General features: G+C 72.9%; 20 protein-coding genes and 1 pseudogene. 11 read left to right on the top strand and 10 right to left on the bottom strand.

Going from position 1 to position 24,680, the window contains the following annotated elements; translation table 11 throughout:
* Positions 1–244 precede the first annotated feature (244 nt).
* Positions 245–739: a transcription elongation factor GreA gene (greA, locus tag AC0NH5_RS32930; protein WP_474410835.1), complete on the bottom strand. Its 495-nt coding sequence runs from the start codon at positions 737–739 to the stop codon at positions 245–247.
* Between the two features lie 217 nt (positions 740–956).
* On the bottom strand, positions 957–1,433 hold the full coding sequence (locus AC0NH5_RS32925) for a DUF4307 domain-containing protein (protein ID WP_474410833.1): 477 nt from the start codon (positions 1,431–1,433) through the stop codon (positions 957–959).
* A 54-nt stretch (positions 1,434–1,487) separates the two neighbouring features.
* Here AC0NH5_RS32925 and mca point away from each other — a divergent pair, with 54 nt between their 5' ends.
* From mca to AC0NH5_RS32885, 8 genes and pseudogenes are all read left to right on the top strand, one after another.
* A complete protein-coding gene (gene mca, locus AC0NH5_RS32920; protein ID WP_474410831.1) occupies positions 1,488–2,369 on the top strand; it encodes a mycothiol conjugate amidase Mca in 882 nt (293 codons plus the stop codon).
* 19 nt (positions 2,370–2,388) lie between these two features.
* Positions 2,389–2,739, top strand: a complete 351-nt coding sequence (locus AC0NH5_RS32915) for a hypothetical protein (RefSeq protein WP_474410830.1) — start codon at positions 2,389–2,391, stop codon at positions 2,737–2,739.
* A gap of 236 nt (positions 2,740–2,975) precedes the next feature.
* On the top strand, positions 2,976–5,471 hold the full coding sequence (locus AC0NH5_RS32910; RefSeq protein ID WP_474410829.1) for a putative bifunctional diguanylate cyclase/phosphodiesterase: 2,496 nt from the start codon (positions 2,976–2,978) through the stop codon (positions 5,469–5,471).
* A gap of 90 nt (positions 5,472–5,561) precedes the next feature.
* A complete protein-coding gene (locus AC0NH5_RS32905; protein WP_474410828.1) occupies positions 5,562–7,571 on the top strand; it encodes a thioredoxin domain-containing protein in 2,010 nt (669 codons plus the stop codon).
* 22 nt (positions 7,572–7,593) lie between these two features.
* Positions 7,594–8,568 (top strand): glycerophosphodiester phosphodiesterase family protein, encoded by a 975-nt coding sequence (locus tag AC0NH5_RS32900; RefSeq protein WP_474410827.1) that lies wholly within the window; start codon positions 7,594–7,596, stop codon positions 8,566–8,568.
* Between the two features lie 279 nt (positions 8,569–8,847).
* A complete protein-coding gene (locus AC0NH5_RS32895; protein ID WP_474410826.1) occupies positions 8,848–9,990 on the top strand; it encodes a 5-(carboxyamino)imidazole ribonucleotide synthase in 1,143 nt (380 codons plus the stop codon).
* Entirely contained in the window at positions 9,991–10,488 is a 498-nt protein-coding gene (purE, locus tag AC0NH5_RS32890; protein ID WP_474410825.1) for a 5-(carboxyamino)imidazole ribonucleotide mutase, read from the top strand.
* A gap of 32 nt (positions 10,489–10,520) precedes the next feature.
* Positions 10,521–10,703 (top strand): annotated as a pseudogene (locus tag AC0NH5_RS32885) (helix-turn-helix domain-containing protein); the annotation flags it as partial.
* Positions 10,704–10,859: 156 nt separating this feature from the next.
* Here the strand turns inward: AC0NH5_RS32885 and AC0NH5_RS32880 are convergent.
* From AC0NH5_RS32880 to AC0NH5_RS32855, 6 genes are read right to left on the bottom strand one after another with little or no spacing between them, the layout of a single operon-like run.
* On the bottom strand, positions 10,860–11,450 hold the full coding sequence (locus AC0NH5_RS32880; RefSeq protein ID WP_474410824.1) for a hypothetical protein: 591 nt from the start codon (positions 11,448–11,450) through the stop codon (positions 10,860–10,862).
* Positions 11,447–12,634: an ABC transporter permease gene (locus AC0NH5_RS32875; protein WP_474410823.1), complete on the bottom strand. Its 1,188-nt coding sequence runs from the start codon at positions 12,632–12,634 to the stop codon at positions 11,447–11,449. The genes AC0NH5_RS32880 and AC0NH5_RS32875 overlap by 4 nt, the downstream gene beginning before the upstream one ends.
* Entirely contained in the window at positions 12,634–13,374 is a 741-nt protein-coding gene (locus AC0NH5_RS32870; RefSeq protein WP_474410822.1) for an ABC transporter ATP-binding protein, read from the bottom strand. Before AC0NH5_RS32870 ends, AC0NH5_RS32875 begins: the two co-directional genes overlap by 1 nt.
* The gene (locus AC0NH5_RS32865; protein ID WP_474410821.1) at positions 13,371–14,135 is read right to left on the bottom strand and encodes a zf-HC2 domain-containing protein; all 765 of its coding nucleotides are present in this window, start codon (positions 14,133–14,135) and stop codon (positions 13,371–13,373) included. The genes AC0NH5_RS32870 and AC0NH5_RS32865 overlap by 4 nt, the downstream gene beginning before the upstream one ends.
* On the bottom strand, positions 14,132–14,671 hold the full coding sequence (locus AC0NH5_RS32860) for an RNA polymerase sigma factor (protein ID WP_474410820.1): 540 nt from the start codon (positions 14,669–14,671) through the stop codon (positions 14,132–14,134). The genes AC0NH5_RS32865 and AC0NH5_RS32860 overlap by 4 nt, the downstream gene beginning before the upstream one ends.
* Before the next feature lie 36 nt (positions 14,672–14,707).
* A complete protein-coding gene (locus AC0NH5_RS32855; RefSeq protein ID WP_474410819.1) occupies positions 14,708–19,885 on the bottom strand; it encodes an SCO7613 C-terminal domain-containing membrane protein in 5,178 nt (1,725 codons plus the stop codon).
* Between the two features lie 231 nt (positions 19,886–20,116).
* Here AC0NH5_RS32855 and AC0NH5_RS32850 point away from each other — a divergent pair, with 231 nt between their 5' ends.
* Positions 20,117–21,271 (top strand): acyl-CoA dehydrogenase family protein, encoded by a 1,155-nt coding sequence (locus AC0NH5_RS32850; protein WP_474410818.1) that lies wholly within the window; start codon positions 20,117–20,119, stop codon positions 21,269–21,271.
* Positions 21,272–21,560: 289 nt separating this feature from the next.
* Positions 21,561–21,881 (top strand): hypothetical protein, encoded by a 321-nt coding sequence (locus AC0NH5_RS32845; RefSeq protein WP_474410817.1) that lies wholly within the window; start codon positions 21,561–21,563, stop codon positions 21,879–21,881.
* Here AC0NH5_RS32845 and AC0NH5_RS32840 read toward each other — a convergent pair.
* Positions 21,845–22,927: an FAD-dependent oxidoreductase gene (locus tag AC0NH5_RS32840; protein WP_474410816.1), complete on the bottom strand. Its 1,083-nt coding sequence runs from the start codon at positions 22,925–22,927 to the stop codon at positions 21,845–21,847. The genes AC0NH5_RS32845 and AC0NH5_RS32840 overlap by 37 nt on opposite strands.
* Positions 22,928–23,057: 130 nt before the next feature.
* Between AC0NH5_RS32840 and AC0NH5_RS32835 the strand changes: the two genes are divergently transcribed.
* Positions 23,058–23,900, top strand: a complete 843-nt coding sequence (locus tag AC0NH5_RS32835; RefSeq protein ID WP_474410815.1) for a helix-turn-helix domain-containing protein — start codon at positions 23,058–23,060, stop codon at positions 23,898–23,900.
* A 6-nt stretch (positions 23,901–23,906) separates the two neighbouring features.
* On the opposite strand, the gene AC0NH5_RS32830 is transcribed toward AC0NH5_RS32835, so the two are convergent.
* The gene (locus tag AC0NH5_RS32830; protein WP_474410814.1) at positions 23,907–24,641 is read right to left on the bottom strand and encodes a hypothetical protein; all 735 of its coding nucleotides are present in this window, start codon (positions 24,639–24,641) and stop codon (positions 23,907–23,909) included.
* Between the last annotated feature and the right edge of the window lie 39 nt (positions 24,642–24,680).

Below are 24,680 nucleotides of genomic sequence, written 5' to 3'. Positions count from 1 at the left end.
AGCCCTCATACGCACCGGAACTTCACACGTGGGCGGTTGGCGGCGGGAGTGTGTGAAGTTGAGCCCTCATACGCACCGGAACTTCACACGTGGGCGGTTGGCGGCGGGAGTGTGTGAAGTTGAGCCCTCATACGCACCCGAACTTCACACGCTTGGCTTTGGGGGACGGGAGTGCTTTGCGCGTACACAGGAAAGAGAAAGAGCCCGCGGCGATGCCGCGAGCTCTCCACCGAGGTTTGGGTGATCAGCCCTCGAAGGGGCCGAACTTCACCACGGTGACCTTGATGTCGGCGCCGCTGGGGGCCGTGTAGGTCACGGTCTGGCCGGGCCGGGCGCCGAGGATCGCCTTGCCGAGCGCGGACTCCGGGCTGTAGACGCGGAGGTCGGTGGTGGACGAGATCTCCCGGGAGCCGAGGAGGAAGGTCTCCGTGTCGGCCTGGTCGTCGTCGAAGTAGATGGTCACCACCGAGCCGGGGGCCACTGAGTCCGCCGCCTTGACCTCGCCGACCTCGGAGTTGCGCAGGAACTCCTTCAAATACAGGATCCGGCCTTCCTGCCGGCTCTGCTCCTCGCGGGCGGCGTGGTAGCCGCCGTTCTCGCGAAGGTCACCCTCTTCGCGCCGGGCGTTGATCTCTGCCGCTATCGCCGGCCGGTTCGCGATCATCTCGTCGAGCTCGGCCTGTAGCCGGTCGTAAGCGTCCTGGGAGAGCCAGGTCTTCGGCGCCTCGGAACTGGACACGGTCGATCTCCTTGCTGGAACTGGGCAGTTTGGCCAGATCGGGGGTTGCTGGATCTGGGTTTCCTGGATCTGGGGTTTGCTGAATCTGGGGCGGTGTCGGGACATGCGCCGGGAAAGGGCATGCTCAACGCAGCGAATCACCAAGCTTACCAGCGGTAGCAAAAGCGCCATGTTGATCGATGGCGCCGGGACCGCGGGCAGCTCGGCCCGGTGCGGGTCAGCCGGCGGCGCGGCATCCCATCACGTCGCCGACCGAGGCCCGGGACTTGGTGGTGACCGGCTCGCTCACCTCGACGGCGCCGCCACCCGCCGGCGCCGGGATCAGCACCGCGCGCCGGCCGACCTCGAAACCGTCGTAGTCGCGGGCCCGCAGCATGCAGGACGCGGTGCCGCCCTCGGGGACGCGCACCCGGAACTGGATCACCAGCTCGGTGTCGGTCGGCTCGTCCCAGCCGATGATGTCCGCGGTGTAGTTGGTCTGCCCGAACTTGTCGTAGAAGGCCAGCGCCAGGCCCACGGTGGTCACGCCGGCGATCAGGGCGGCGAGGATCAGCGGCCAGCGGCGCCCGCGACCCTCGCGCCGGCGACCGTACCGGCCCGGCGGGAAGACCGGCGCTGTGGCGTGCGTCTCGCTCACCTTGCGACCTCTCATGCGTTTGTTGTCGGTGGGATCGGCCAGAATGGCAGAGTCCATCTTCGCAGCCGATCCTGGACCGCTGACGGCAGGCCAGGCCGAGAGGGAATAACCGTGGCTGAGCAGTTACGTCTGATGACCGTGCACGCACACCCCGACGACGAGTCCAGCAAGGGCGCCGCCACCATGGCGAAGTATGTCGCTGAGGGCGTGCAGGTGCTGGTCGCCACCTGCACCGGCGGGGAGCGGGGCAGTGTCCTCAACCCCAAGATGGACCGGCCCGAGGTGCTCGCCGACATCACCAACATCCGGCGCGCCGAGATGGCGAAGGCCCGCGAGATCCTCGGCGTCGACCAGGCGTGGCTCGGCTTCGTCGACTCCGGCCTGCCCGAGGGTGACCCGTTGCCGCCGCTGCCGGAGGGCTGCTTCGGCATGCAGGACCCCGAGGAGGCGGCGAAACCGCTGATCAAGCTGATCCGCGAGTTCCGGCCGCACGTCATGACCACCTATGACGAGAACGGGGGATACCCGCACCCCGACCACATCATGTGTCACAAGGTGTCGGTGGTGGCGTTCGAGGCGGCCGGCGACCCGGAGCGTTACCCCGAGTTGGGCGAGCCGTGGCAGCCGCTGAAGCTCTACTACAACTCCGGCTGGACCCGGGCGCGCATGCTGGCGCTGCACGAGGGGATGCTGGCCGCGGGGCTCGAGTCGCCGTACGCGGAGTGGCTGGAGAAGTGGTCGGAGCGGCAGGACCGGGGTGACAAGATCACCACGCGGGTCGAGTGCGGGGACTACTTCGAGATCCGTGACGACGCGCTGCGGGCGCACGCGACCCAGGTGGACCCGGACGGTTTCTGGTTCCACATCCCGCTCGAGCTTCAGCAGAAGGTGTGGCCGACGGAGGACTTCGAGCTGGCCCGGTCGCTGGTCGACAGCCCGGTGCCGGAGTCCGACCTGTTCGCGGGCATCCGGGAGAAGGTTGAAGCGCACTGAGCGTTACGCTGGGGGCGTGATGGACGTCTTCGCGGTCAACAACTTCGGTGACACCCGATCGGGCGGCCTGGCCGGCCCGATGGGGCTGTTCCTCATCGTCCTCATGTGCATAGCGACCGTGTTGCTGATCCGCAACATGAACAAGAGAATTCGTCGGCTTCCCGACAGTTTCCCGGCGGCCACGGATCGGGGTCGTGTGGCGGAGATCGCTCGCATCGACGCCGATGGGGATCCGTCCACGCCGCCGGCGGCGGAGGGCGTCGAAGCGGATCGATCGCCGCAGGCCGCAGCCGTCGAGGACGCCGAGGTCGAGCCCGTCAAGGACAGTGATCGCGGCGCCACTGACGGTGGCGCCGCGGCGCGCGACTGACCGATCGCAGCGCTGTCCCGGCTCGGGTGTTTACGACCCCGGAGCGCCGAGCATCCCCGTGTGGGGTCCGTCAAGCCCTGTTGCGTTCATCGGGATTGATTTAGCCTTCCGCCCGGGGGCCGCACGGCCCCGGGACCCTGCGCGGAAGGGGGCGCCGACATGCACATACTCCGGCGCCGAGTCTCCGTGAAGCATCTGCACGTGCATCTTCCTGTGCACTGCCTGTGGGCGTCGTCGTGACGCCTGCACAGCGTGTCGCCACGCCCCGGCCGGTCCGGATCCTGACCACCGTCGTGGTGCTGGCCGCGCTCGCCGCCGTCGTCATCGGCGCGCTGCAGCCGGCGGTCCGCCCGGCCGACCGCCCGCTGTCGGTGTTCGACGGTGTCTGCATCGCCGCGATCCTGGCCGCCATCGCGCAGCTTGCCGGCCTCCGGTTCCGTCTCGGGCCGGACGCGGTCTCGGTGAGCTGGGCGGAGGCCGCCGTCGTGGTCGGCTTCGTCGTCGCCCCGGCCGGCTGGCTGCCCGCCGCGACCCTGACCGGCACCGGCCTGGCCTGGCTGCTGCTCGCCTGGCTCACCGGGTTGCGCAACGTGGCCGAGGTCGTGCACCTGGTCGCCTCGATGACCGTCGGCGTGGCCGGCGCCGCGCTGGTCACCTCGCTGCTCGCCGGGGACGCGCCGGTGCAGAGCGCCCGGCTGCCGCTGGCCCTGGTCGCCGGCGCCGTGACCTATCTGCTGATCACCTTCGGCCTGGTGGTGCTCACGCTCGTGCTGCACCGGGACGCCGCGCCGGGGCACATCGCCACCCGCGTGCTGCACGCCAAGCTGCCGATGTCGGTCGGCAACGTGCTGGTCGGGCTCTGCGCGGTCTTCGCCCTGGTCCGGGAGCCGCTGTGGCTGCTGGCCTTCGGCCCGGCGCTGTGGCTGCTGCACCGGACCTACCGGTTCCATCTGCGCGCCGCCGAGGAACGCCGGATGTGGGAGGCGTTCGCCGTCGCCACCGCGCGGCTGCCCGGCACCAGCGAGGCGGAGGTGGCCCGGGCCGGGTTGCGCGGCGCCCTGGAGGTCTTCGGCGCCCGGCGTGCCGAGCTGGAGGTGCGCACCGACTCCGGGCACCGGCGGTACTCGCAGGACGGTCCCGGCGACGACGACACGATCGGCAGCCGGACGGGCGCGGCGATCACCCGGAGCATGACGGTGGCCGGCCGGCCGGTCGGTGAGCTGACCGTCTGGCTCGGCGAGCCGGCCCTGCCGGTGCCGCAGGACCAGGCGGCCATCACGGCGTACGGCGAGGCGCTGGCCGGCGCCCTGCACGACGTGGTGGCGCACCAGCGCATCGTCGAGCTCGATCAGCGGGCCGCCCACGACCGGGTGCACGACCCGCTGACCGGACTGCTGAACCGGACCGCGCTGCCGCTGGTCGCCGACCCACTGCTGCAGACGCTCGACCGCGGCCGGCACGTGGCTGTGATGCTGCTGGACCTGGTGCGGTTCCGGGAGGTGAACGCGACGCTCGGGAACCGGGGCGGCGACGAGGTGCTGCGCCTGGTCGGCCGGCGGCTCACCGAGCTGGCCCGGCCGGGTGAGCTGCTCGCGCGGACCGGGGACGACGAGTTCGCGTTGGTGGCGCCCGCGATCACGGCGCTGCCCGACTCCGCGTGGCCGCACGGCGAGCCCAGCCCGCTGCCGGCCAGCCTGCGACGGGCACGGGAACTGGTGGAACAGCTGCGGCTGCCGATGGAGGTGGCCGGGGTCCGCCTCGCCGTCGAGGTGACTGTCGGTGTCGCGGTGGGCGGGGCCGGCCAGGTCGAGGTCGGCGAGCTGCTGCGCCGGGCGTCGCTGGCGGTCGGCCGGGCCAAGGACCTGGGTGTGACCGTCGGGACGTACGACAGCAGCCAGGACGCCAGCAGCACCGACCACCTGGCGCTGCTGGCCGAGCTGCAGGACGCGTTCGCCGCCGACGACCAGATCGTGCTGCACCTGCAGCCGGCCGTGGACCTGGTGACTGCCGCACCGACCGGGGTGGAGGCGCTGGTCCGGTGGCGGCACCCGCGCCGCGGCCAGCTCTCGCCGGCCGACTTCCTGCCCGCGGTGGAGCGCAGCGAACTGCTCATCCCGTTCACCCGGCGGGTGCTCGACCTGGCCCTGGCCAGCGCGGCCGACTGGAACGCGCACGGCATCGACGTGCCGGTGTCGGTGAACGTGTCCGCGCGCAGTCTCACCGACCCGACATTCCCGGCCCAGGTGACCGAGGCGCTGCGGCGGCACCGCACGCCCGCCTCCCGGCTGGTTCTGGAGATCACCGAGTCGGTGGCGGTGAGCGAGCAGGACATCGTCGACGAGGTGCTGGCCCGGCTGCGCTCCTCCGGCGTGCAGGTCTCGCTCGACGACTTCGGCACCGGGTTCTCGTCGCTCTCCTCGGTCACCCGGATGCCGGTCGACGAGATCAAGATCGACCGGTCGTTCGTGGACGAGATGATCGATTCGGCGGCGGCCGGGGCGGTCGTGCGCGGCGCCGTCGAGCTCGGCGCCCGCCTGGGTGTCCGGGTGGTCGCCGAAGGCATCGAGACGACCGAGCAGCGGGCCGCCCTGATCGCCCTCGGCTGCCCCATCGCGCAGGGTTACCACTTCTGCAAGCCGATGCCCGCCGACAAGATCGTGCAGGCGTTGACGCAGCTGGCGGCCGCGGCGCCGAGCAACGTCACCCAGCTGCGGGCGGACGGCGCCTCCTGACGTTCCATACCGGGCGGCCCGCACGGGCCGTACCGGCGTGGCCACCGGCGGCGAGCGGCCGTGTCGCTGCCCGCGTGAGAGGCTGGGACCATGGCCAACCGTCTCGCCGAAGCCACCTCGCCCTACCTCCAGCAGCACCGGGACAACCCGGTCGACTGGTGGGAGTGGTCGCCCGAGGCGTTCGCCGAGGCGAAGCGGCGGGACGTGCCGGTGCTGATCTCGGTCGGTTATGCGGCCTGCCACTGGTGTCACGTGATGGCCCACGAGTCCTTCGAGGACGACGGGATCGCGAAACTCCTCAACGACGGTTTCGTGGCGATCAAGGTGGACCGGGAGGAACGGCCGGACGTCGACGCCGTCTACATGACCGCCACCCAGGCGATGACCGGGCAGGGCGGCTGGCCGATGACGGTCTTCGCCACGCCGGACGGTGACCCGTTCTTCTGCGGCACCTACTTCCCGCGGGCGCAGTTCGCCAAGCTGCTCGACTCGGTCACCACGGCCTGGCGCGACCAGCGCGACGGGGTGCTCAAACAGGGCGCGGCGGTGGTCCAGGCCGTCGCCGGCGCCCAGCTGGTCGGTGGGCCGACGGCGCCGATCTCCGCGGAACTGCTCGCAGCCGCGGCCGAAGGCCTTTCCCAGGACCATGACGAGAGGTACGGGGGATTCGGTGACGCCCCCAAGTTTCCCCCTCACATGGACCTGTTGTTCCTGCTGCGTCACCACGAGCGGACCGGATCCGAGGCGGCCCTGGAGATGGTCCGGCACACGTGCGAGCAGATGGCCCGGGGCGGCCTCTACGACCAGTTGGCCGGCGGCTTCGCGCGGTACTCGGTGGACACCGCGTGGACGGTGCCGCACTTCGAGAAGATGCTCTACGACAACGCGCTGCTGCTGCGGGCGTACACCCAGCTGTGGCGGGTCACCGGGGACGCCCTGGCCCGCCGGATCGCCGACGAGACGGCCGAGTTCCTGCTGCGCGACCTCGGCACCCCGCAGGGTGGGCTGGCGTCCGCGCTGGACGCGGACACCGACGGCGTCGAGGGGCTGACGTACGCGTGGACGCCCGCCGAACTCGCCGAGGTGCTGGGCGCCGAGGACGGGGCGTGGGCCGCCGACCTGTTCCAGGTGACGCCCGGCGGCACGTTCGAGGACGGCAAGAGCGTGCTGGTGCTGGCCCGGGACATCGACGCTGCCGACCCGGCGCTGGTGGAACGCTGGCGGGACGTCCGTTCGCGCCTGCTCGCGGCGCGGGCCGCCCGGCCGCAGCCCGCGCGCGACGACAAGGTGGTGGCGTCGTGGAACGGCCTGGCTGTCACCGCGCTCGCCGAGCACGGCGTGCTCACCGGGTCGGTCTCCTCCCGGGACGCGGCGATGACGCTGGCCGGGGTGCTGGCGGACCGGCACGTCGTCGGCGGCCGGTTGCGGCGGGTGTCGCGGGACGGGGTGGCCGGCGAGCCGGTGGGAGTGCTGGAGGACTACGGGTGCGTGGCCGAGGCGTTCCTCGCCGTGCACCAGGTGACTGCCGAACCGGTGTGGCTGTCACGTGCCAAGGAGCTGCTGGACGTCGCGCTGGCGCACTTCGGTGCCGGTGCGGGCGGCTTCTACGACACGGCCGACGACGCGGAGAAGCTGCTGACGCGACCGGCCGACCCGACAGACAACGCGACTCCGTCCGGCGCGTCGGCGATCTGCGCGGCGCTGGTCTCCTACGCGGCGCTGACCGGGGCGACGGACTACCGTGAGGCGGCGGATGCGGCGCTGGCCACGCTGGGACCGCTGATCGGCGGGCACCCGCGGTTCGCGGGATACTCCGCGACGGTCGCGGAAGCGGCGCTGACCGGGCCGTTCGAGATCGCGGTGGCGACCGCGCAGCCGGCCGGGGATCCGCTGGTGGAAGCCGCGTTCCGGCTCGCGCCGGGCGGGACCGTGATCGTGGCCGGTGAGCCGGATCGGGACGGCGTGCCGCTGCTGGCGGACCGGCCGCTGACCGGCGGTGGGTCGACGGCGTACGTGTGCCGCGGCTTCGTCTGCGAGCGCCCGGTCACGACCGAGGAGGACCTGATCGCCCGGCTTCGGCTGTCCCGCCCGGTTTCTTGACGGACGGTGCCAGACTGCGCTGATGCGCCGGAAGAAGCTCGTCGTCTCGCTGTCCGTCCTGGCACTGCTGGCGGCGGGCCTGTGGGTGCGCAACAGCTCGACCCTGGCCGGTGCGGAGCTCGGGCAGCCTTACCTGCTCGCCCACCGGGGCATCGCGCAGACCTTCGACCTGGCAGGTGTCACCGGTGACACCTGCACGGCGCAGCGCATCCATCAGCCCGGCACGCCGTACCTGGAGAACACGCTGCCGTCGATCAAGGCCGCGTTCGAGGCCGGCGCCACGACGGCAGAGTTCGACGTGCAGCTGACCAAGGACCGGCAGCTGGCCGTATTTCACGATCCGACGCTCGAATGCCGGACCGACGGGCGCGGCGGCCTGGCGGAGCACACGCTGGCCGAGCTGCGGCGGCTCGACCTGGGTCACGGATATACCGCGGACGGCGGTGCGACGTTCCCGTTCCGTGGCAAGGGGGTCGGGCTGCTGCCGACGGTGCCCGAGGTCTTCGCGGCGTTCGAGGGCCGGGAGCTGAAACTGGATCTCAAACGCGACCAACCGGCGGAGGGTGAGGCGGTGGCCGACTTCCTGGCCACGGTCACGCCGGAGACGCGGGAGCGGACGACGATCTCGGGCGGGGACGCCGCGGTGACGGCGGTGCGGGAGCGCTTCCCGGACATGCGGGTGGTGTCGCGGGGGCTGGCCAAGGACTGCCTGGCGGCCTATGCGGGAGTGGGCTGGACCGGACACGTGCCGGATTCGTGCCGGCGTCTCGAGCTGCCGTTGCCGGCTTCGTACGGGCGGTGGCTGTGGGGCTGGCCGAACCTGTTCGTCGAGCGGATGCGGTCGGTGGACACGCGGGTGGTGCTGGTCCGGAGCGAGGGGGACTGGTCGGCGGGCTTCGACACCGCCGAGCACCTGGCCGAGATTCCTGAGGGGTGGGCCGGCGGGGTGTGGACGAACCGTGCGGACGTCGTCGCGCCGCTGCTCGCCCGCAGCTGACCTGAGGTGCGCAGCGCACCGCAGATCACCACGCCAGGCGGGTGACGGCGCTGTGTGGGGAGTTGGGGTGCGCAGCGCACCCGAAATCACCACGCAAGACTGTGCGCAGTGAGCGTCACCATGCTCGGGGGGCCGCGTGAAGGGGTGGGAGCCGTGGGGGAGTGCGGTAGCGTCCGCAGGGCGGGGACGGCCTGGTTGCGGTTGGGGACGGCTTTGCGCGTACCCGAAAACGGGGTTGATTTTTGGGGTGAGCCGGCGCATCGCTAGGCTTGCCAGGCGATGGATACCCGGACCGGTTTGCCTGTAGTCGGCATGGTGGGGGGCGGGCAGCTGGCCCGGATGACCCACCAGGCCGCCATTTCCCTCGGCCAGTCACTGCGTGTGCTCAGTGAGAAGCCGGATGACAGTGCCGCGCTGGTCGCGGCCGATGTGCCGATCGGCACGCACACCGATCTCGCTGCGCTGCGTGAGTTCGCCAAGGGCTGCGACGCCGTCACGTTCGACCACGAGCATGTGCCCACCGAGCACATCCAGGCGCTCGAAGCCGAGGGTGTGAAAATCTTCCCGGGCTCCGCCGCGCTGGTGTTCGCCCAGGACAAGGGCATGATGCGGGAGCGTCTGGCGGAGCTGGGCGCGCCGGTGCCGCGCTGGCAGCGGGTCAGCACGGCCGAGGAGATCGAGGCCTTCGCGGACGGGTCCTGGCCGGTGGTGGCCAAGGCGACCCGCGGGGGGTACGACGGACGCGGCGTCTGGATGGTCGGTTCCCGGGAGGCCGCCGAGGATCTCGTGTCGACCGGCATCCCGCTGATCGTCGAGGAGAAGGTCCCGCTGCGCCGCGAGCTGGCCGCCCTGGTGGCACGGTCGCCGTTCGGGCAGGTGGCGGCCTATCCGGTGGTGGAGACCGTCCAGCGGGACGGCATCTGCGTCGAGGTGATCGCGCCGGCGCAGGACCTCGACGAGGAGCGCGCGCTGGAGGCGCAGCAGCTCGCCATCGACCTGGCCACCGAGCTGGGCGTGGTCGGCCTGCTCGCCGTGGAGCTGTTCGACACCGACGCCGGCATCGTGGTGAACGAGCTGGCCATGCGCCCGCACAACTCCGGGCACTGGACCATCGAGGGCGCGCGGACCTCGCAGTTCGAGCAGCACCTGCGGGCTGTGCTGGACTATCCGATGGGCTCGACCGCCCTGACCGCGCCGGTCGTGGTGATGGCGAACGTGCTGGGCGGCGAGCCGGGCGGGATCTCCCTCGACGAGCGGCTGCACCACCTGTTCGCGGCGGTGCCGGACGCCCGGGTCCACCTCTACGGCAAGCAGGCCCGGCCCGGTCGCAAGATCGGCCACGTGACCGTGCTCGGCGATGATCTGGCTTCGGTCCGGGCCCGGGCGGCCCGCGCCGCGAAGTGGCTTCAGGAAGGCGAATAGATGGCACCCGTCGTCGGCATCATCATGGGCAGCGACTCGGACTGGCCCACCATGGAGGCCGCCGCGGTGGCGCTCGCCGAGTTCGAGGTGCCGTTCGAGGTCGGGGTGGTCTCCGCGCACCGGACCGTGCGCAAGATGGTCGACTACGCGGAGTCGGCCGCTGACCGGGGGATCAAGACGATCATCGCCGGGGCGGGCGGGGCGGCGCATCTGCCGGGCATGGTGGCGGCGCTGACGCCGCTGCCGGTGATCGGGGTGCCGGTGCCGCTGAAGCACCTGGACGGCATGGACTCGCTGCTGTCGATCGTGCAGATGCCGGCCGGGGTGCCGGTGGCGACGGTGTCGATCGGCGGGGCGCGCAACGCGGGGCTGCTGGCGGTGCGGATCCTCGGCGCTGCGGACCCGGAGCTGCGGCGCCGGATGGCGGAGTTCCAGGCCGGCTTGGAGAAGCTGGTCGCCGAGAAGGACGCGGCGCTGCGCACCAGGCTGCTGGGCTAGGTGTTCTGTCCACGGACGTTGGTAACAGCGCGGATGACCGGTGGCCGCTGCGCCGGGCCGCGGATCGGTTCCAGGTCAGCCCGACCACCGCGAAACGCTGGGCCGACCGCTACCGCGCCGAAGGCCCCGCGGGCATGCACGACCGGTCCAGCCGCCCGCGCCACAGCCCAAACCGCACACCCCGCCCCCTCGAACGCAAGGTCCTGCACCTACGCCGCAGAGGAATGGGCCTACGCCAAGCCCTACACCAGCGAAAACGCCAGACGCAAAGCCCTGCCCTCGTTCTTACACACCTACCGTCACCACCGCCACCACACCGCCATCGGCGGACCACCCGCCAGCCGCGTTCCTGACCTCTCCGGACAGAACACCTAAGGCTTGGCTCCGTACCGGGTGTAGGCGGCGGCGCCGACGGCGAAGACGATCAGCGCCGCCCACCACGAGGCGTCCGCCGCGGACGGCTGCACCGGCCAGGCCCAGAGCTCCTCGGCGCCGCCGTCCCGGGCGGGCGCCGCGGCATAGACCCCACAGACGTACCCGAAGACCGGAACCCAGGCCAGCCGGGCGCCGAGCAGGGCCGCCGCGCCGGCCACCAGACCGACGCAGCCGATCGTGTTGCGGGCCAGCGCGTGCACGCCGTAGATCGCCGGATCGGGCAGCCCGGCCGCGGTCAGCGCGAGTGCGGTGGCGAGAATCGCGGCGGCCAGATGCCCGAACCGGATCAGTCGCCAGGGTGTCGGCAGGCTGCGCTCCAGGGTCTCGTCGGCGCCGCCCAGCGTGGGACCGAGCAGCAGCGCCGCCAGGAGCGGGGCCAGCGCCACGACCGGGACCCGGGCGCCGGGGCCGTCGAAGTAGGCCCGGGAGGCGAGCCAGTCCGCGGTGACCGCGGCGAGCGCGGCGGTCACCAGCAGGCCGGCGAGGAACACCGGGATGCCGCGGGCGCGCAGGTGCAGGCGGGTCATCGCGCCAACCGGCTCAGCTCGGCCCGGTCGCACGCGCGCACCGCCGTCAGCACCGCGCCGGCCCATTCCCGCTGCGCGGCCTCGTCGAGCGCGGCCACCTCGGGCGGGGGTGAGCCCTGCACCCACAGGGTTGCCGCGCTGAGCACCTCGTAGGAGCTGTCGTCCGGCGGGCAGCCGTGGTCGGCGAAGGGGTCGCCGAGCACGGACAACAGCCAGTCCTTCCGCGCCACCCCGTCGGTCACCTTCGCCTGCTGGCCGACGGCGACCCAGACGACGTCGGTGCGGTCGTCGCCGCGCTCGCGGGCGAGCTCGTCGACGGCCCGGGTGGGCGCGCCGGGAAGCTGGGCGAGCCGGGCCAGCCCGGGCTCGAGGACGGCTGCCACATCCTCGAGCAGGAACGCGTTGACCCTGGTCAGGCAGACCCGGCCGCTGCACACCAACGCGGTGGCGCGCGGATCGGTGGCCGGTTCGCCGAAGTCCGCGTCGGCCCGGGCGGGCACCGTCAGCAGGGCCGCCGCGACCAGGGCCGGCACGACTGCCGCCCGCCACTGCCGAGCGGCCAGCAGGAACAACACTGCGGCCAGCGCGATCAGCCAGCCGGCCTGCCAGGCGTGGAAACCGAGCGGCCAGACGTCCGCCGGTTCGGCGTAGCCGATCACCGGGGAGAGCCTGGTCCACGGCGTCTCGTACAGGTAGATCGGCACGGCGAGTCCGAGATAGACCACCAGGCCGGCGATCGGGGCGATCACCCGCATCGGGGTCAAGCGTCCGATGAGAACGCCCAGCGCCGCGGCGGTGACCAGCGCGACCAGTCCGACCAGGAGGGTCCACCACCAGCCCGTACCGGCATAGGTGCTGCGCGTTCCGATCAGCATGCCGGCGACCGCCAGCGGCGGCACCAGGCCGGCGAGGCCGCCCAGGGTGACCTCGGCCGAGGCCCGCAGCAGCGGCTGCCAGGGCGGCCGCGAGGTCGAGGCGAGCAGTTCCTCGAGCTGCGCGCGGCGGTCCCGGCCGGCCTGCCAGGCGCCGGCGGCGACGAAGACCGGGCACAGGATCAACAGCGACACCCGGAGGTACGCCGAGAGCCCGCCCCACTTGGCCACCCAGTCGCCCGGGTGCACCGCGAGCATCCAGGTCATCGCGCCGCCGGCGAGGAGGGCGGCCCGCAGGTCGATTCTGATCATCAGCGGGCCGCCTTCAGCGCCGCCGTGTACCCACGCTCGATGGCCGAGTCGCCGGAGTCGCCGTCGCCGCCGGCCGCGGCCAGCTGCTCCGGTGTGCCGGTGAAGACCAGCCTGCCCCCGTCGACCAGGCTGACCCGCTCGCACGCCATCGCGACGTCCTCCACCAGATGGGTGCTGACCAGCACGCACGCGTCCACGCCGACCTCACGCATCAGCGCCCGGAACTCCACCCGCTGCTCCGGGTCGAGGCCCGCGGTCGGCTCGTCGAGCAGCAGCAGGCGCGGGTCGTTGACGATCGCCTGCGCGATGCCGACCCGGCGCTGCATGCCGCCGGAGAGCGCCTTCATCCGGTCGTCGGCGCGGTCCAGCAGGCCGACGCGTTCCAGCGCCCGGTCCACCGCGGTCGGGATCCGCTGCGCCGGCATCTCCTTGAGCCAGGCGAAGTACTCCACGAACTCGCGGGCGGTGAACCGTGGGTAGAAGCCGAAGGACTGCGGCAGGTAACCCAGCTGCCGGCGCACCGCACGCAGCGCCTTGCGGTCGGTGATCACGCTGCCCAGCAGGCGGACGTCCCCGCCGTCCGGCCGGGCGACCGTGGCCAGCACCCGCATCAGCGTGGTCTTGCCGGCGCCGTTCGGGCCGAGCAGGCCGTGCACGCCGGTGTCCAGAGCCAGGTCCAGGCCGTCCAGGACAACCCGGCTGCCGTACCGGACCGTCAGTTCCTCGATCGCGACCGTCACCGGCGCGCCTCCCGTCGGGTGTGGTGATGCGTGAGAACCAGCGCGGCGGCAACCGTCAGCGTGAGCCAGACCGGGCCGGCCTGCGCGGTGACCAGCTCCGCGCCGCGCTGCGGGCTCCACAGGGCGCCGCCGATCAGCACGAACCAGCCGGCGCCGACCGCCGCCGCCGCGACTGCCGGGCCGGTCACCGAGGCCAGGGCCAGGGTCAACGCGGTCAGGGCGCAGGACGGCAGCAGCCAGACAGCCGGATTGCCCAGGCCGGAGGCGAGACCGGCGCCGGCGGCCACCGGCAGTGAGACGGCGAGCACCGACAGGGTGCGCCACAGGATGATCCGCAGGCCGCTGTAGGCGGTCGATCCGATCAGCTCGTCCAGCGGATCGGTGCGAGGACCGTAGGAGGCGGCGGTGCCCAGGACCGGCAACGTCGGGGCGATCATCAGCAGCAGCCAGTGCGGCACGGTGCCGTCCGGCATGGCCGCCACCAGCGTGGTGATCAGCACGGTCACCGCCAGCGCCGCGAACCAGGCGAGCCGCGCCTCCGGGCCGGACCCGATCAGGAGCCCGATCCGGCGGGCCGGGGTGGCCCGGCGGACCCGGCCCTGCGGGGGCAGATCCACCGGGGGTGCCGGCAACGGCACGTCCACCCGGGACCGGCAGTCCGCGCACCCCTCGAGGTGTGCCTCCACCGACCACACCGCCGTGTCGTCCAGGGTGTTCTCCGCCCACGCCCGCAACTCGGCGTCGGTGGCGTGAAATCTCATGACAGAGCCTCTCGGAGCAGGCGGCGGGCCCGCATGGCCCGGGTCTTGACCGTTCCCTCGGGCACCCCGAGCAGCAGGGCGGTCTCCCGGACGCTCAACCCGTCGAGCACCGTCGCCTGGAGCACGGCGCGCAGCTCGGGGGAGAGCCCACGCAGAGCCTCGACCACAGCGGTGTCCCAGACCCGGGTGAGCGCCTCGTCCTCGGCGGAAGGGTGCCGGCCGTGCACGTGCTCGCCGGTCTCCTCGACGGTCCGCGGCCGGACCGCGGCGCGGCGGCGGGCGTCGAGCAGGCGGCTGAGCGCGATCGACCAGAGCCAGCCGGCCACCTCACCGGAACCCGAATATCCGGCCGCGGCCCGCCACACCGCCAGGAACGTCTCCTGGAGCAACTCGGCGGCGAGCTCGGGGTCGGGGCAGCGGCGGCGCAGGCGCACCGCCAGCCACGGCGCGTGCGCGCCGTAGAAGGCGTGGAACGCGGCCCGGTCGCCGGCCGCTATCCGGCGGAGCGCCGCGGCGTCGTCCCTACTCGTCTCCACGTCAGGTAAGGACGCACCGCGGCGCGAATCGGTTCTCTACCGCATCTGGGAGACCACGTTGCGCAGCTCCTGAGCCCGGCGGCGGCTCTCGCTCGTGGCGCCGAGGAAGAGCAGGATCCCGCCGATCGGCACCAGCACCAGCCACGGGCCGCCGAGCGTGAAGGCGAAGCGGAACGCGGCGATGACGATCGCCAGCGTGCCGACCACCACCGGCGCCTGCTGACGCGTCCGCGATCCGATGATCAGCGTGATCATGCCGCCGATCAGCAGCAGCACCACGCGCACGTCGCCGCCGTTGCCGGCCAGCACGATGCCGCCGGTCGGCACGAATGCGGCCAGCAGCGCCGGCCCGTACGCCGCCCAGCTGCTCAGATCGGGCCGGTGGTGTGCCTCCACCACGCCGACCGCGAGGGCGAGCGCCGCGAACGGCAGCGTGTACGCCTCCGGCAGCCCCACCTCGGCCAGCGCGATGAACAGCCACCAGCCGGCGATCTCGAAGCCGACCGCCGTCCAGAACAGCGTCCGCCGCTGCTCGGGAGTGCGGTCCGGGCGGGACGCGGTCAGGCCGAGCACCGCGCCGAAGGCGGCCGACAGCGCCGCCACGTGCGGCAGCGACGGGAACGCCAGCACACCGGCGATGGCCGCGGACGCATAACCGCAGTACTCAACGGTTCGTGCCTCGGACCTGTACTGCGGGAGGCCGATGCGGGGCATCGCCGCCTCCAGCGAGAGCAGCGCGGCGCCGACCGCCAGCACGCCGAACGCCGCCCAGTGCTGTTCGAGGCCGGCCGCGATGGCGCAGGTCATCACGAACATCTGGCCCATGAAGGCGGCGAACAGCCAGCCCAGGATGCGGGCGAACCGGGCGCGCCCGCCGATCGCCGCGACCAGGCCGACGCCGACCGCGCTGCCCAGCGTGAACAGCGTGAGCGTCTGATCGGCGAGGCTGCCCGCCAGCCCGGCCCCGCCGGCCAGCAGACCGATCACGAAGACCACGCTGCGGGTCGAGCGCAGCAGCGGCGCCCGGTTCGCGGCCGGCGGCGGGGTGAGCGCCAGGCCGAGCATCGAGATCGTGAAGACGACGAGCGCGGCGCCGGTCGCCGCCGGGAACGACGCGTGCAGCGCGATCGGCGTGATCAGCAGGGTCAGCGCGATCCCCGGCAGGATGACCGGCACCGATTCGGAGGCCCGGCCACCGAAACCGATCGCGGCCAGCGCCGCCGCGCCGGTGAGCAGCAGCGCGGCCAGCGCACCGGTCGCGTCGATGGCGCCCGCGTCCGGGCTGACCAGCGCGGGAACCGGGCCCTCCCAGATCGCCTGCACCTGCTGCAGCGGGTCGAAGAGGGCGGCGCGCAGGGCCGGCGCCAGTGAGAACAGCGCCAGCACGGTCGGGATCAGCGCGAGCGCCACCGCGCCGGTGGCCGGGTCGGCCAGCCAGCGCTCCAGCCAGCCGCCGCCCATCCCGCTGGACCGGAACGCGCCGCGGCCCACCCTCGAATATCGCGTCAACGGGCGGTAGTCCAGCGGGGCGACCCGCTGCACCGGGGCCGGCACCGCGCCGCGCAGCATCTCGGCCAGCACGCCGAGCAGGGCGGCGGCCGCCGCGTACAACGCCGTGGGGTGATCGGTGGGCAGCGAGGTGACAGCGGTGACGGTGGCGCCCAGGACCAGGCCGATCGTCGCCCACGGCAGGTATTGCGCCTGGTGACGGCCGAACAGGGCGAGCAGTGCCAGACCGAGGCTGGAGCCGGCCAGCGCGGCGGTCAGCACCACCTTGATGTCGTGCCCCTGGTCGGCGGCGAGCGCGGCGAAGACCCCCGGCAGGGCGAGCAGGGCGGCGCCGGTGGCCGCCCCACCGATCTGCGCGCGGTGCGGCGGGAGCACGAGGACCGCCGGTTGGCCGGGCTCGACCTGCACGAACTCGACGGCCGGGATCGGCTCCTGTTCGGTGCCGATGGCCGGCCGGGGTGGGATCCGGGCCGCCACGGCAACCAGGACGCCGAGCATCACCACCAGCAACAGGGCGAGCGCGGTCGACCAGGGCAGCGCCAGACCGGTCGCGGTGGCGTGCAGCAGCACGACGCCGGCGACCGCGGCCCGGGCCCGCGCCGCGGACGGGTGGACAGCGGCGACGGCGGCCAGCGCGTACGCGATCGCGACAGCGCCGCCGATCAGCAGCGGCGACCACCAGGGCAGGCCGAACGCCCACGGCGCGCCGATCGTGGCGAGCGCGGCGGCCAGCCCCGAGGCGTAGTGCGAACGCGGTTTCGGCATCGCGATCCCGGCCGTGATCGCGACGCACACCAGAGCGAACGGGGCCTGCCAGGCACCCGCCGGCGGATCGGCCGAATATTGGCTGAGGTCGGCGCCCCAGAGCGGGCCGGGCACGGAGAGGATCCGCAGCCCGCCGGTCAGCGCCTGCCAGCCGGCGATCGCGCCGACCACCAGGGCAGCGATGCCCAGGCCGGCGGCGGGACCGCGCCGCAGATCCTCCCGGAGCAGGGTGAGGCCCATGCCGACCAGCAGCACCACCACACCGGCGACGGCGAGCGGCGCGTTCGGGAAGGCCAGCGCGGCGACCCGGGCCAGGGCGCCGCAGATCGCCACGGTGGCGGCCGCGGCGGCGACGTCGGTTCCGTCCAGCATCCGGTCGTTGCGCCCGCGCGCGTCGATCGACTTGGCCGAGAAGAGCAGCCCGGCGGCGCCCAGCAGCAGCGCGCCGACCCAGAGGTCGGGAGGGGTGGCGCCGCGGGCGAAGAGGGCGGCGACGGCCATCGCGACCGCGCCCAGGCCGGTGCCGAGCGTCAGCGGCAGGCTGATCTCGCGCCGGGCCACCTGGAAGACGGCCGCATAGCTCAGCGTGCCGGCGACCGCGAGGAAACCGGCGGCGAGCGCGGGCACGGTCGCGGACTCGGTCGGCGGCGGACCGCCACCGGGATCCGACATCGCCAGCGCGGCGGTCACCGCGGCGCCCGGCAGCGCGAGCGCGGCGGCGCCGGAGGCCCAGTCACCGACGAACCAGGCGAAGATCCGGACCGGGATCTGCCGGGCCGCGATCGCCACCATCACGCCGGCCCCGGCGATCGCGGTGAGCACCGCCGCGGTCAGCCAGGAGGCGCTCAGCGCGGCGCCGGCCCCGAACAGCCCGACCACCCCGGCGGCGACGACATGGGTGATGGCGATCCGGTGGGTGCCCGACCACAAACCGGCCACCCCCAGGCCGATGGAGGCCAGGACGAGCGGCCATGGGGCCTCGGACCAGGGCAGGCCGAGCGAGGCGGGCACCGACAGCGCGGTCAGGGCGATGCCGGCGACCGCGCCCTCGTGCCGGATACCGACCGGCAGGGCCAGGGCGGCGGCGATGGTCAGCAGCAGGGCGCTGAACGCGAGCAGCCAGCCGGCCGGGGCGACCGCCTCGGCCAGCTGCTGCGCATAGGCGGCGGTGTCCGCGTCCCAGACCGGCCGGGCCGCGGCGACCGGCGCGATCGCCGCGCGCAGCGCGTCCACGGCCACGATCAGGCCGATCAGGGAGAGAGCCCCGGCCGACGCGTACTGCGGGCCGCGGCGGATCGGCTCGGCCAGCAGGCTGACGACGGCGCCGGTGACGGCGACCGTCGCAGCGGCCGCGACCAGGGTCCAGCGCGGGTCGATCACGTGCGCGATCCGGGCGATCGCGCCGATCACCGCGAGAGTGAGGATCGCGCCCGCGACGTTCATCGCCCGCGGGTGCTTGAGCAGCCGGGCGGCGGCCGTCGCGGTCGCCGCGGCAGCGATCAGGATGAGGCCGGAGCGCACCGCGTCGCCGGCCACCCGGGCCTGCAGGAGCGCCACCGACGAGTAGATCAGCGCGCCCGCGCAGGCCACGCAGAGCAGGAAGAACGTCAGCTCGCGCAGCCAGCCGGCGGACGGCGGGCTGGCGGGCGGGGCGAGCGGCATCGAACCGGCGGGCGGTGCGCCCTCCGGCCGGGGACCGGGGAAGATCCGGGTGGGCAGCCAGCGCCGCCGCGGCCGGGTCAGCCCCGGGATGATCAGATCCGGCTCCTCCGGGCGGGACTCCGGGCGGGGCGGGGCGTCCGGCGCGTACGCCGCCGGGTCGGCCGGGTCGGGCGCGCCCTCGCGGCGCGCGAACCGCTCGCCGTCGGCGTCCGCCTCGGCGAGCGACTCCCGGTCGGCGGCCACCGGCCGGCCCACCGGCCACCGGGGGACCAGCCGGCCGGTGCGGATCACGGTGGTGAGCAGGAGCAGGTCCAGCAGGGCCACGGTGGTCAGGGCCAGGCCCCAGCCGGCCGGGCTCTCGATGAACTGGTACGCCAGCAGTGGCGCGACCGGCTGGGTGGCGATGACAGTCGCGTACCGCGGCGCGGCGAGGCGCGTGACGCCGGCATAGATGAAGCCGGCCACCGCGGTCAGCGCGAACGTGATGCCCAGGTAGAGCGGGACCGGCACGTCCGAGCCGCCGGTCAGGTCGCTGCCGTGCAACGCGTACAGCGTCATCGGCAGCAGGATCAGGCCGATCGCGGCGATCGCCTCACCGGTCGAGGTCAGGCCGCGCCGGGCCACCCCCGGGGCGACCGACAGCGCGATCCCGGTGGCCAGCGCCAGGATCAGCGTGCGGGCGAACGGGTTCTCCACCGCGACACCGGCGAAGACCACGGCCGCCACTCCGAGCAGCAGCGCGCCGAGCACCAGCAGGATGTTCTGCACCGACTGGGTGGAGGCCTCGGGCGGATGCTCCATCGTGGCCAGCGGCGGGCGCCGCGGCCCGGGCGCGACGACCCGCTCGGTCGGCGGCGGGTCGTCGACCAGCATGGTGGCGCCGTCGGAGGCCACACCGGGAGCACCGGTGTACGCACCACCCGGCTCGGCCCAGTCCGGTGGCGGTGGGTCTGGGCGCCGCCGGGCCGGCCCGCCCCGGGGCGGCGCGTCACCACCGCTCTCCGCACGCTGGGCACCGGCCGTCTCCGCACGCGCGGCGCCGGGCGGGGGCGGCGGCGGGAACTCGTCGGTCCGCTGCCGGCGCACCCGGCGGCTCTTCACGCCCTTGGACTTGGTGGCGTGCGCCAGGATGTCCCGCTGGAACTGCGCAGCCTGGATCTTGGCCGCGATCTGCGTCCGCTCCTTGGCGGCCTGCATGTCACGTATCTTCAGATCCGCGATGGAGGCATCTATCCGAGCCAGTTCGTCGGCGTAGTCGGGCTCGTCAGCCTTCGCCACAAGACCTCCTTGACCAGCCGGCGGCGCTTGGTATTTGAAGCATGCCGGTACGACACCTCATTAGAACAGTCTCAAGCGGGTGGAGATCTGTGGAAACGACCCCGAACCCGGCACTTTTCCAGCATGACCCGACGGGGGCGGGGATATTCGGCACACCGGCCGCCTGTTGCCAGGAGCACGCTACGCGCCGGTAACATTGCGGCGGGACCGCCTGAGGGAAGGTTAAGGAGCATGGCTGATTTCGACGTGTACCGGCTTCCGGAGGACCACGAGACGATCCGCGCCGCGGTGCGCGAGGTCTGCGACGCGCGGGTCGCCCCGCACGCCGCCGAGGCCGACGAGACCGGCGACTTCCCCAAGGCGTCGTACGACGCACTCCGCTCGTCCGACTTCCACGCCCCGCACATCCCGGCCGAGTACGGCGGAGCCGGCGCCGACGCCCTGGCCACCGCGATCGTGATCGAAGAGGTCGCCCGGGCCTGCGCCTCCTCCTCACTGATCCCCGCGGTGAACAAGCTCGGCACCATGCCGCTGCTCATCGCCGGATCCGAGGACCTCAAACGTCGCTACCTGAGCAAGGTCGCGTCCGGCGAGGCGATGTTCTCCTACTGCCTCTCCGAACCGGAGGCCGGCTCCGACGCCGCGTCGATGACCACCCGCGCCGTCCGCGACGGCGACCACTGGGTGCTCAACGGCGTTAAGCGGTGGATCACCAACGCCGGCGTGTCGGAGTACTACACCGTCTTCGCGGTCACCGACCCGGCCGCCCGGTCCCGCGGCATCTCCGCCTTCGTGGTGGAGAAGTCCGACGAAGGCGTCAGCTTCGGCGCCCCGGAGAAGAAGCTCGGCATCAAGGGCTCACCCACCCGCGAGGTCTACTTCGACAACGTGCGCATCCCCGCCGACCGCATCATCGGCGCGGAGGGCACCGGCTTCGGCACCGCGATGCAGACCCTCGACCACACCCGGGTCACCATCGCCGCCCAGGCCATCGGCATCGCCCAGGGCGCGCTGGACTTCGCGCTGGCGTACGCCAAGGAGCGCAAGCAGTTCGGCAAGCCGATCGCCGACTTCCAGGGCCTGCAGTTCATGCTCGCCGACATGGGCATGAAGCTGGAGGCGGCCCGCCAGCTGACCTACACGGCGGCCGGCAAGAGCGAGCGCGGCGACGCCGACCTCACCTACTTCGGGGCGGCCGCCAAGTGCTTCGCCTCGGACGCGGCCATGGAGATCACCACCGACGCGGTGCAGATCCTGGGCGGATACGGCTACACCCGCGACTACCCGGTCGAGCGCATGATGCGCGACGCGAAGATCACCCAGATCTACGAGGGTACGAACCAGGTGCAGCGCATCGTGATGGCCCGCCAGCTCCTCAAGGACTGACGGCTGGAGCTTCGACGCTTCGTGGGATCGCCCGCACGATCATCGATGCGGGCGGCCCGCCTGCCGACACGTCAACCGTTCCAGGCCGGCCCCGGCCGCGCGGGCGTCAGCTTCGGCCGGGAGGGTGAACCAGAAGCGCCTCCCGCTGCACGGGTCGGCGTCCACACCGACGTCGCCGCCGTGGCGTCGCACGATGCGCTGGACGGCGGAAAGGCCTGGTTACCCCTGCTGGGTCGCTATCCGGGATCTTCCCGATGCACCTGGCCTGCGATGTTCCTACGTTCGATATATGAAGCGATTCGCCATCGGCGCACTCCGGGCCCTCGGCATCCTCGTCGGGCTGTACCTGGTGGCCCGCGCGGTCGCCGAGCCGTTCGTCATCGATGTCACCGACCCCGCCACCTACCGTGACGACTGGGGTGGCCCGGCCTTGGCCGGCGTGCTCGCCGTGCACATCGGCCCGGGCGTCCTCGCCGGCCTCGCCCTGTTCGGCGCGGCCCGGCGGAAGCTGGCCGCCCACCGTGACGCCGTCACCGCGGGGGACCGGGCCGGCGGCATCCCGGCGGTCGGTGCTCAGGCGGACGCCGGGACGCCCAGCAGCTCCCGGTAGTGCTCCACGAAGAACGTGCTCTTGAACTGGGCGGTCATCTCCGCCCCCAGCACACCCATATCCGGGTCGTAGCTGACCCCTCCGGCCGGCCCGAGCGGCAGGACGATCGCATCAGGGGCGGCGTGGTACTCCGCTTCCGGCGGGCCGCCGGCGATCATCGACCGGATGTTGGCCGCCACCACCTCGGCGTGCTGTCCCGCGGCCCGCGCCATCTTGAGTTCCGGCACCGCGGTGACGTCACCCACCGCGAACACCGTCTCCTGCCCGGCGAGGCGCAGCTGCGGTGTCACCGTCAGGCGCCCGTCCGGCTGCCGGGCTGCGGCGAGCGCGGGGTCCAGGTAATCGGTGCGGACCTCGCTCCCGAAGCAGGGGAACCACAGGTCCGCGGCGAGCACGTCACCCGCGTCGGTGGTCACGGTGAAGGGGCGCGGGCTTCCCGGCTCCGGCGCCGGCAGGGCGCGAAGAGACGTTCCCAGGCGCAGGCGTACGCCCAATGCCGCCAATTGTTCCCGCAATCCGGTCCGGAACTCGCCGGGGAAGCGACCGCCGATCAGGTCCGTGCCGCGATCGAGCACGGTGACCGCCTTCTCCGGCCAGGTCGTCTTGATCTCACCGGCGAACTCCAGCCCGATCGCGCCCGCCCCGAGCAGCAGCACGTGTGAGGAGCGCAGCAGCGCGTCCCGCGCCCCGGACAGCCGGGCGGCGGCCGCGTCCCGGTCCAGGGTGTCGATCTTCGCGGGGAACGGCGCGGTCGAGCCGGTGGCCAGCACCACGAAGTCGGCGGGGAGCCGGGCGCCCGAGGCCAGTTCGACCTCGGTGGCTCCGACCCGGTACGCCCGGTCCCGCACCACCCGGCCGCGGGACAGCAGTCCGTCGTACCCGATGAAGATCTGCTCCTGCCAGGCCGGGTCGACCGTCGCCCGCAGCGCGGCGACGTTGTGCACGAAGGTCTCCCGGGGTTCGACAAGCGTGACGTCCGCGACGTCGTCCAGCGCCCCGGCCACCGTGATCCCGCCGTAGCCGCCGCCCACCACAACCACGTTCATGTCATTGCCTTCCTCGCCGTCGATGTCGTCGGGTCGACCCTGGCCCGCGGGCGGGGCGGTGGGGAGGCCGTGGTCAGGGTGGTAGCGCCGGGGACACCCTGGCGGGCCGCGACGTTGTTACCGTCGGTGGGTGAGCGACAACGAGCTCGGCCTGTTCCTGCGCAGCCGCCGGGAGGCGGTGACCCCGGCCGACGCGGGCCTGCCGGCCGGATCCCGGCGGCGTACGCCCGGGTTGCGCCGTGCCGAGGTCGCGATGCTGGCCGGTGTCAGCATCGAGTACGTGATCCGGCTCGAGCAGGGCCGGGACCGGCATCCTTCGGCGCAGGTGCTCGCCGCGCTCGCCGGGGTGCTGCGGCTCAGCCCGGCCGAGCGGGTCCACCTGCACCGGCTGGCCAAGTCCGGCGATCCGGGCTTCTCGTGTCGCGGCGACGCCGGGCCGGCCCGGACCGTGCGTCCCACCGTGCGGGCGCTGCTGGATCAGCTGGAGCCGGCCGCCGCGGTGCTGGTCAACCAGCTCAGCGACGTGCTCGCGCACACCACCGGGTTCGCCCGGTTCGCCGGCCCGCTCGGGCTGCTGGACGGCGACCCGCCCAACCTGGCCCGGTTCGTCTTCACCGATCCGCGGGCCCGGACCGCCTATCCGGACTGGGCACACGTCGCCGACCAGCAGGTCGCGGCCCTGAAGCAGGGCCCGTTCCGGGCGGACCCGCACGTCGCGGCGCTCGCCGACGACCTGACTGTGCTGGCCGGCACGGAGTTCACCCACCGGGTCGAGACCGTGCCCGGCCTGCCCCGGGCGAACGGCGTGCTGCGTGTTGTGCACCCGGACGCCGGGGCGCTGCGCCTGGCGTACGAGACTCTGGAACTGTCGGCGGACGACGACCAGCGGCTGATCGTGCACCTGCCGGCCGACGAGGCGACGGCCACGGCCCTGAGCCGGCTCAGTGAGCCGCTGCGCCTCGTCGCGGGGTGACCGCCTCTACTTCCTGGTCAGCTGGTCGAGGTCGATGACCTCGTCGGCCGGGGGCCGGGTGATGCCGGTGGCCGGCTCGCCGACGCCACTGATCACCAGCTCGGCGTTCGACTTGGCGTTGGTGAGACGCAACGGGTACGGCTCGCCGGTCGTCGCGATCCAGAAGACCCCGTCCGGGTCGGCGGAGTCCTTGAGGCCGATCGCCGGGACGCCGCCGATCTCCTTCTCCTCACCCTTGGACAGGGTGCCGGTGGGCCGGAGGATCTCCTCGACGGTGCCGATGGTGAACAGGGACGAGAACGTCGGGTCGTTGTCGGCGCCGGCGATCCAGCGCCGCGAGAGTGCCTCGCCCACCGCAGCGCCCTGTTCGGGGCCGAGGCCTTGGACGAAGAACTGCTCGTTGCCGCGCAGGAACTTGTCGCTGCCGACGGCGAGCAACTCCACCTCCATCGCTCCGAAGGCCATCTTGCCGGCCAGGTCGGCTCCGTCGACCGAGAAGTCGAGCTGGGAGGTCTGGTCGCCGTCGATCATGGTGCCGTTGATCCGGTAGGACCTGGCCGCGGTGAGTGAGGTCTTCGCACGCTGGAGGATCTCGTCCGCGCTGAGCGCTGCGACGCCGTTGTGGGCCGGGGCGGGCGAGGTGACCTGCTCAGGCTTGTCGCTGTTGCCTGATTGGCAGCCGGTCAGCGCCAGGAGCGCCACGGCCGCGGCCGCCGCGCTCTTGAGGAAGATGGGTGGCAAGTGTCTGTCCTGTCCTGTTCGGCCCCGAGTCCGGACATC

The organism is Actinoplanes sp. 13 (assembly GCF_056134165.1).
This window is presented reverse-complemented; position numbering and strand designations above follow the sequence as displayed.

Coding starts and splice junctions, on each gene's coding strand:
- AC0NH5_RS32925 (WP_474410833.1), bottom strand. CDS start 1,433: ATGGACTCTGCCATTCTGGCCGATCCCACCGACAACAAACGCATGAGA.
- AC0NH5_RS32915 (WP_474410830.1), top strand. CDS start 2,389: ATGGACGTCTTCGCGGTCAACAACTTCGGTGACACCCGATCGGGCGGC.
- AC0NH5_RS32905 (WP_474410828.1), top strand. CDS start 5,562: ATGGCCAACCGTCTCGCCGAAGCCACCTCGCCCTACCTCCAGCAGCAC.
- AC0NH5_RS32900 (WP_474410827.1), top strand. CDS start 7,594: ATGCGCCGGAAGAAGCTCGTCGTCTCGCTGTCCGTCCTGGCACTGCTG.
- AC0NH5_RS32895 (WP_474410826.1), top strand. CDS start 8,848: ATGGATACCCGGACCGGTTTGCCTGTAGTCGGCATGGTGGGGGGCGGG.
- purE (WP_474410825.1), top strand. CDS start 9,991: ATGGCACCCGTCGTCGGCATCATCATGGGCAGCGACTCGGACTGGCCC.
- AC0NH5_RS32880 (WP_474410824.1), bottom strand. CDS start 11,450: ATGACCCGCCTGCACCTGCGCGCCCGCGGCATCCCGGTGTTCCTCGCC.
- AC0NH5_RS32875 (WP_474410823.1), bottom strand. CDS start 12,634: ATGATCAGAATCGACCTGCGGGCCGCCCTCCTCGCCGGCGGCGCGATG.
- AC0NH5_RS32865 (WP_474410821.1), bottom strand. CDS start 14,135: ATGAGATTTCACGCCACCGACGCCGAGTTGCGGGCGTGGGCGGAGAAC.
- AC0NH5_RS32850 (WP_474410818.1), top strand. CDS start 20,117: ATGGCTGATTTCGACGTGTACCGGCTTCCGGAGGACCACGAGACGATC.
- AC0NH5_RS32845 (WP_474410817.1), top strand. CDS start 21,561: ATGAAGCGATTCGCCATCGGCGCACTCCGGGCCCTCGGCATCCTCGTC.
- AC0NH5_RS32840 (WP_474410816.1), bottom strand. CDS start 22,927: ATGAACGTGGTTGTGGTGGGCGGCGGCTACGGCGGGATCACGGTGGCC.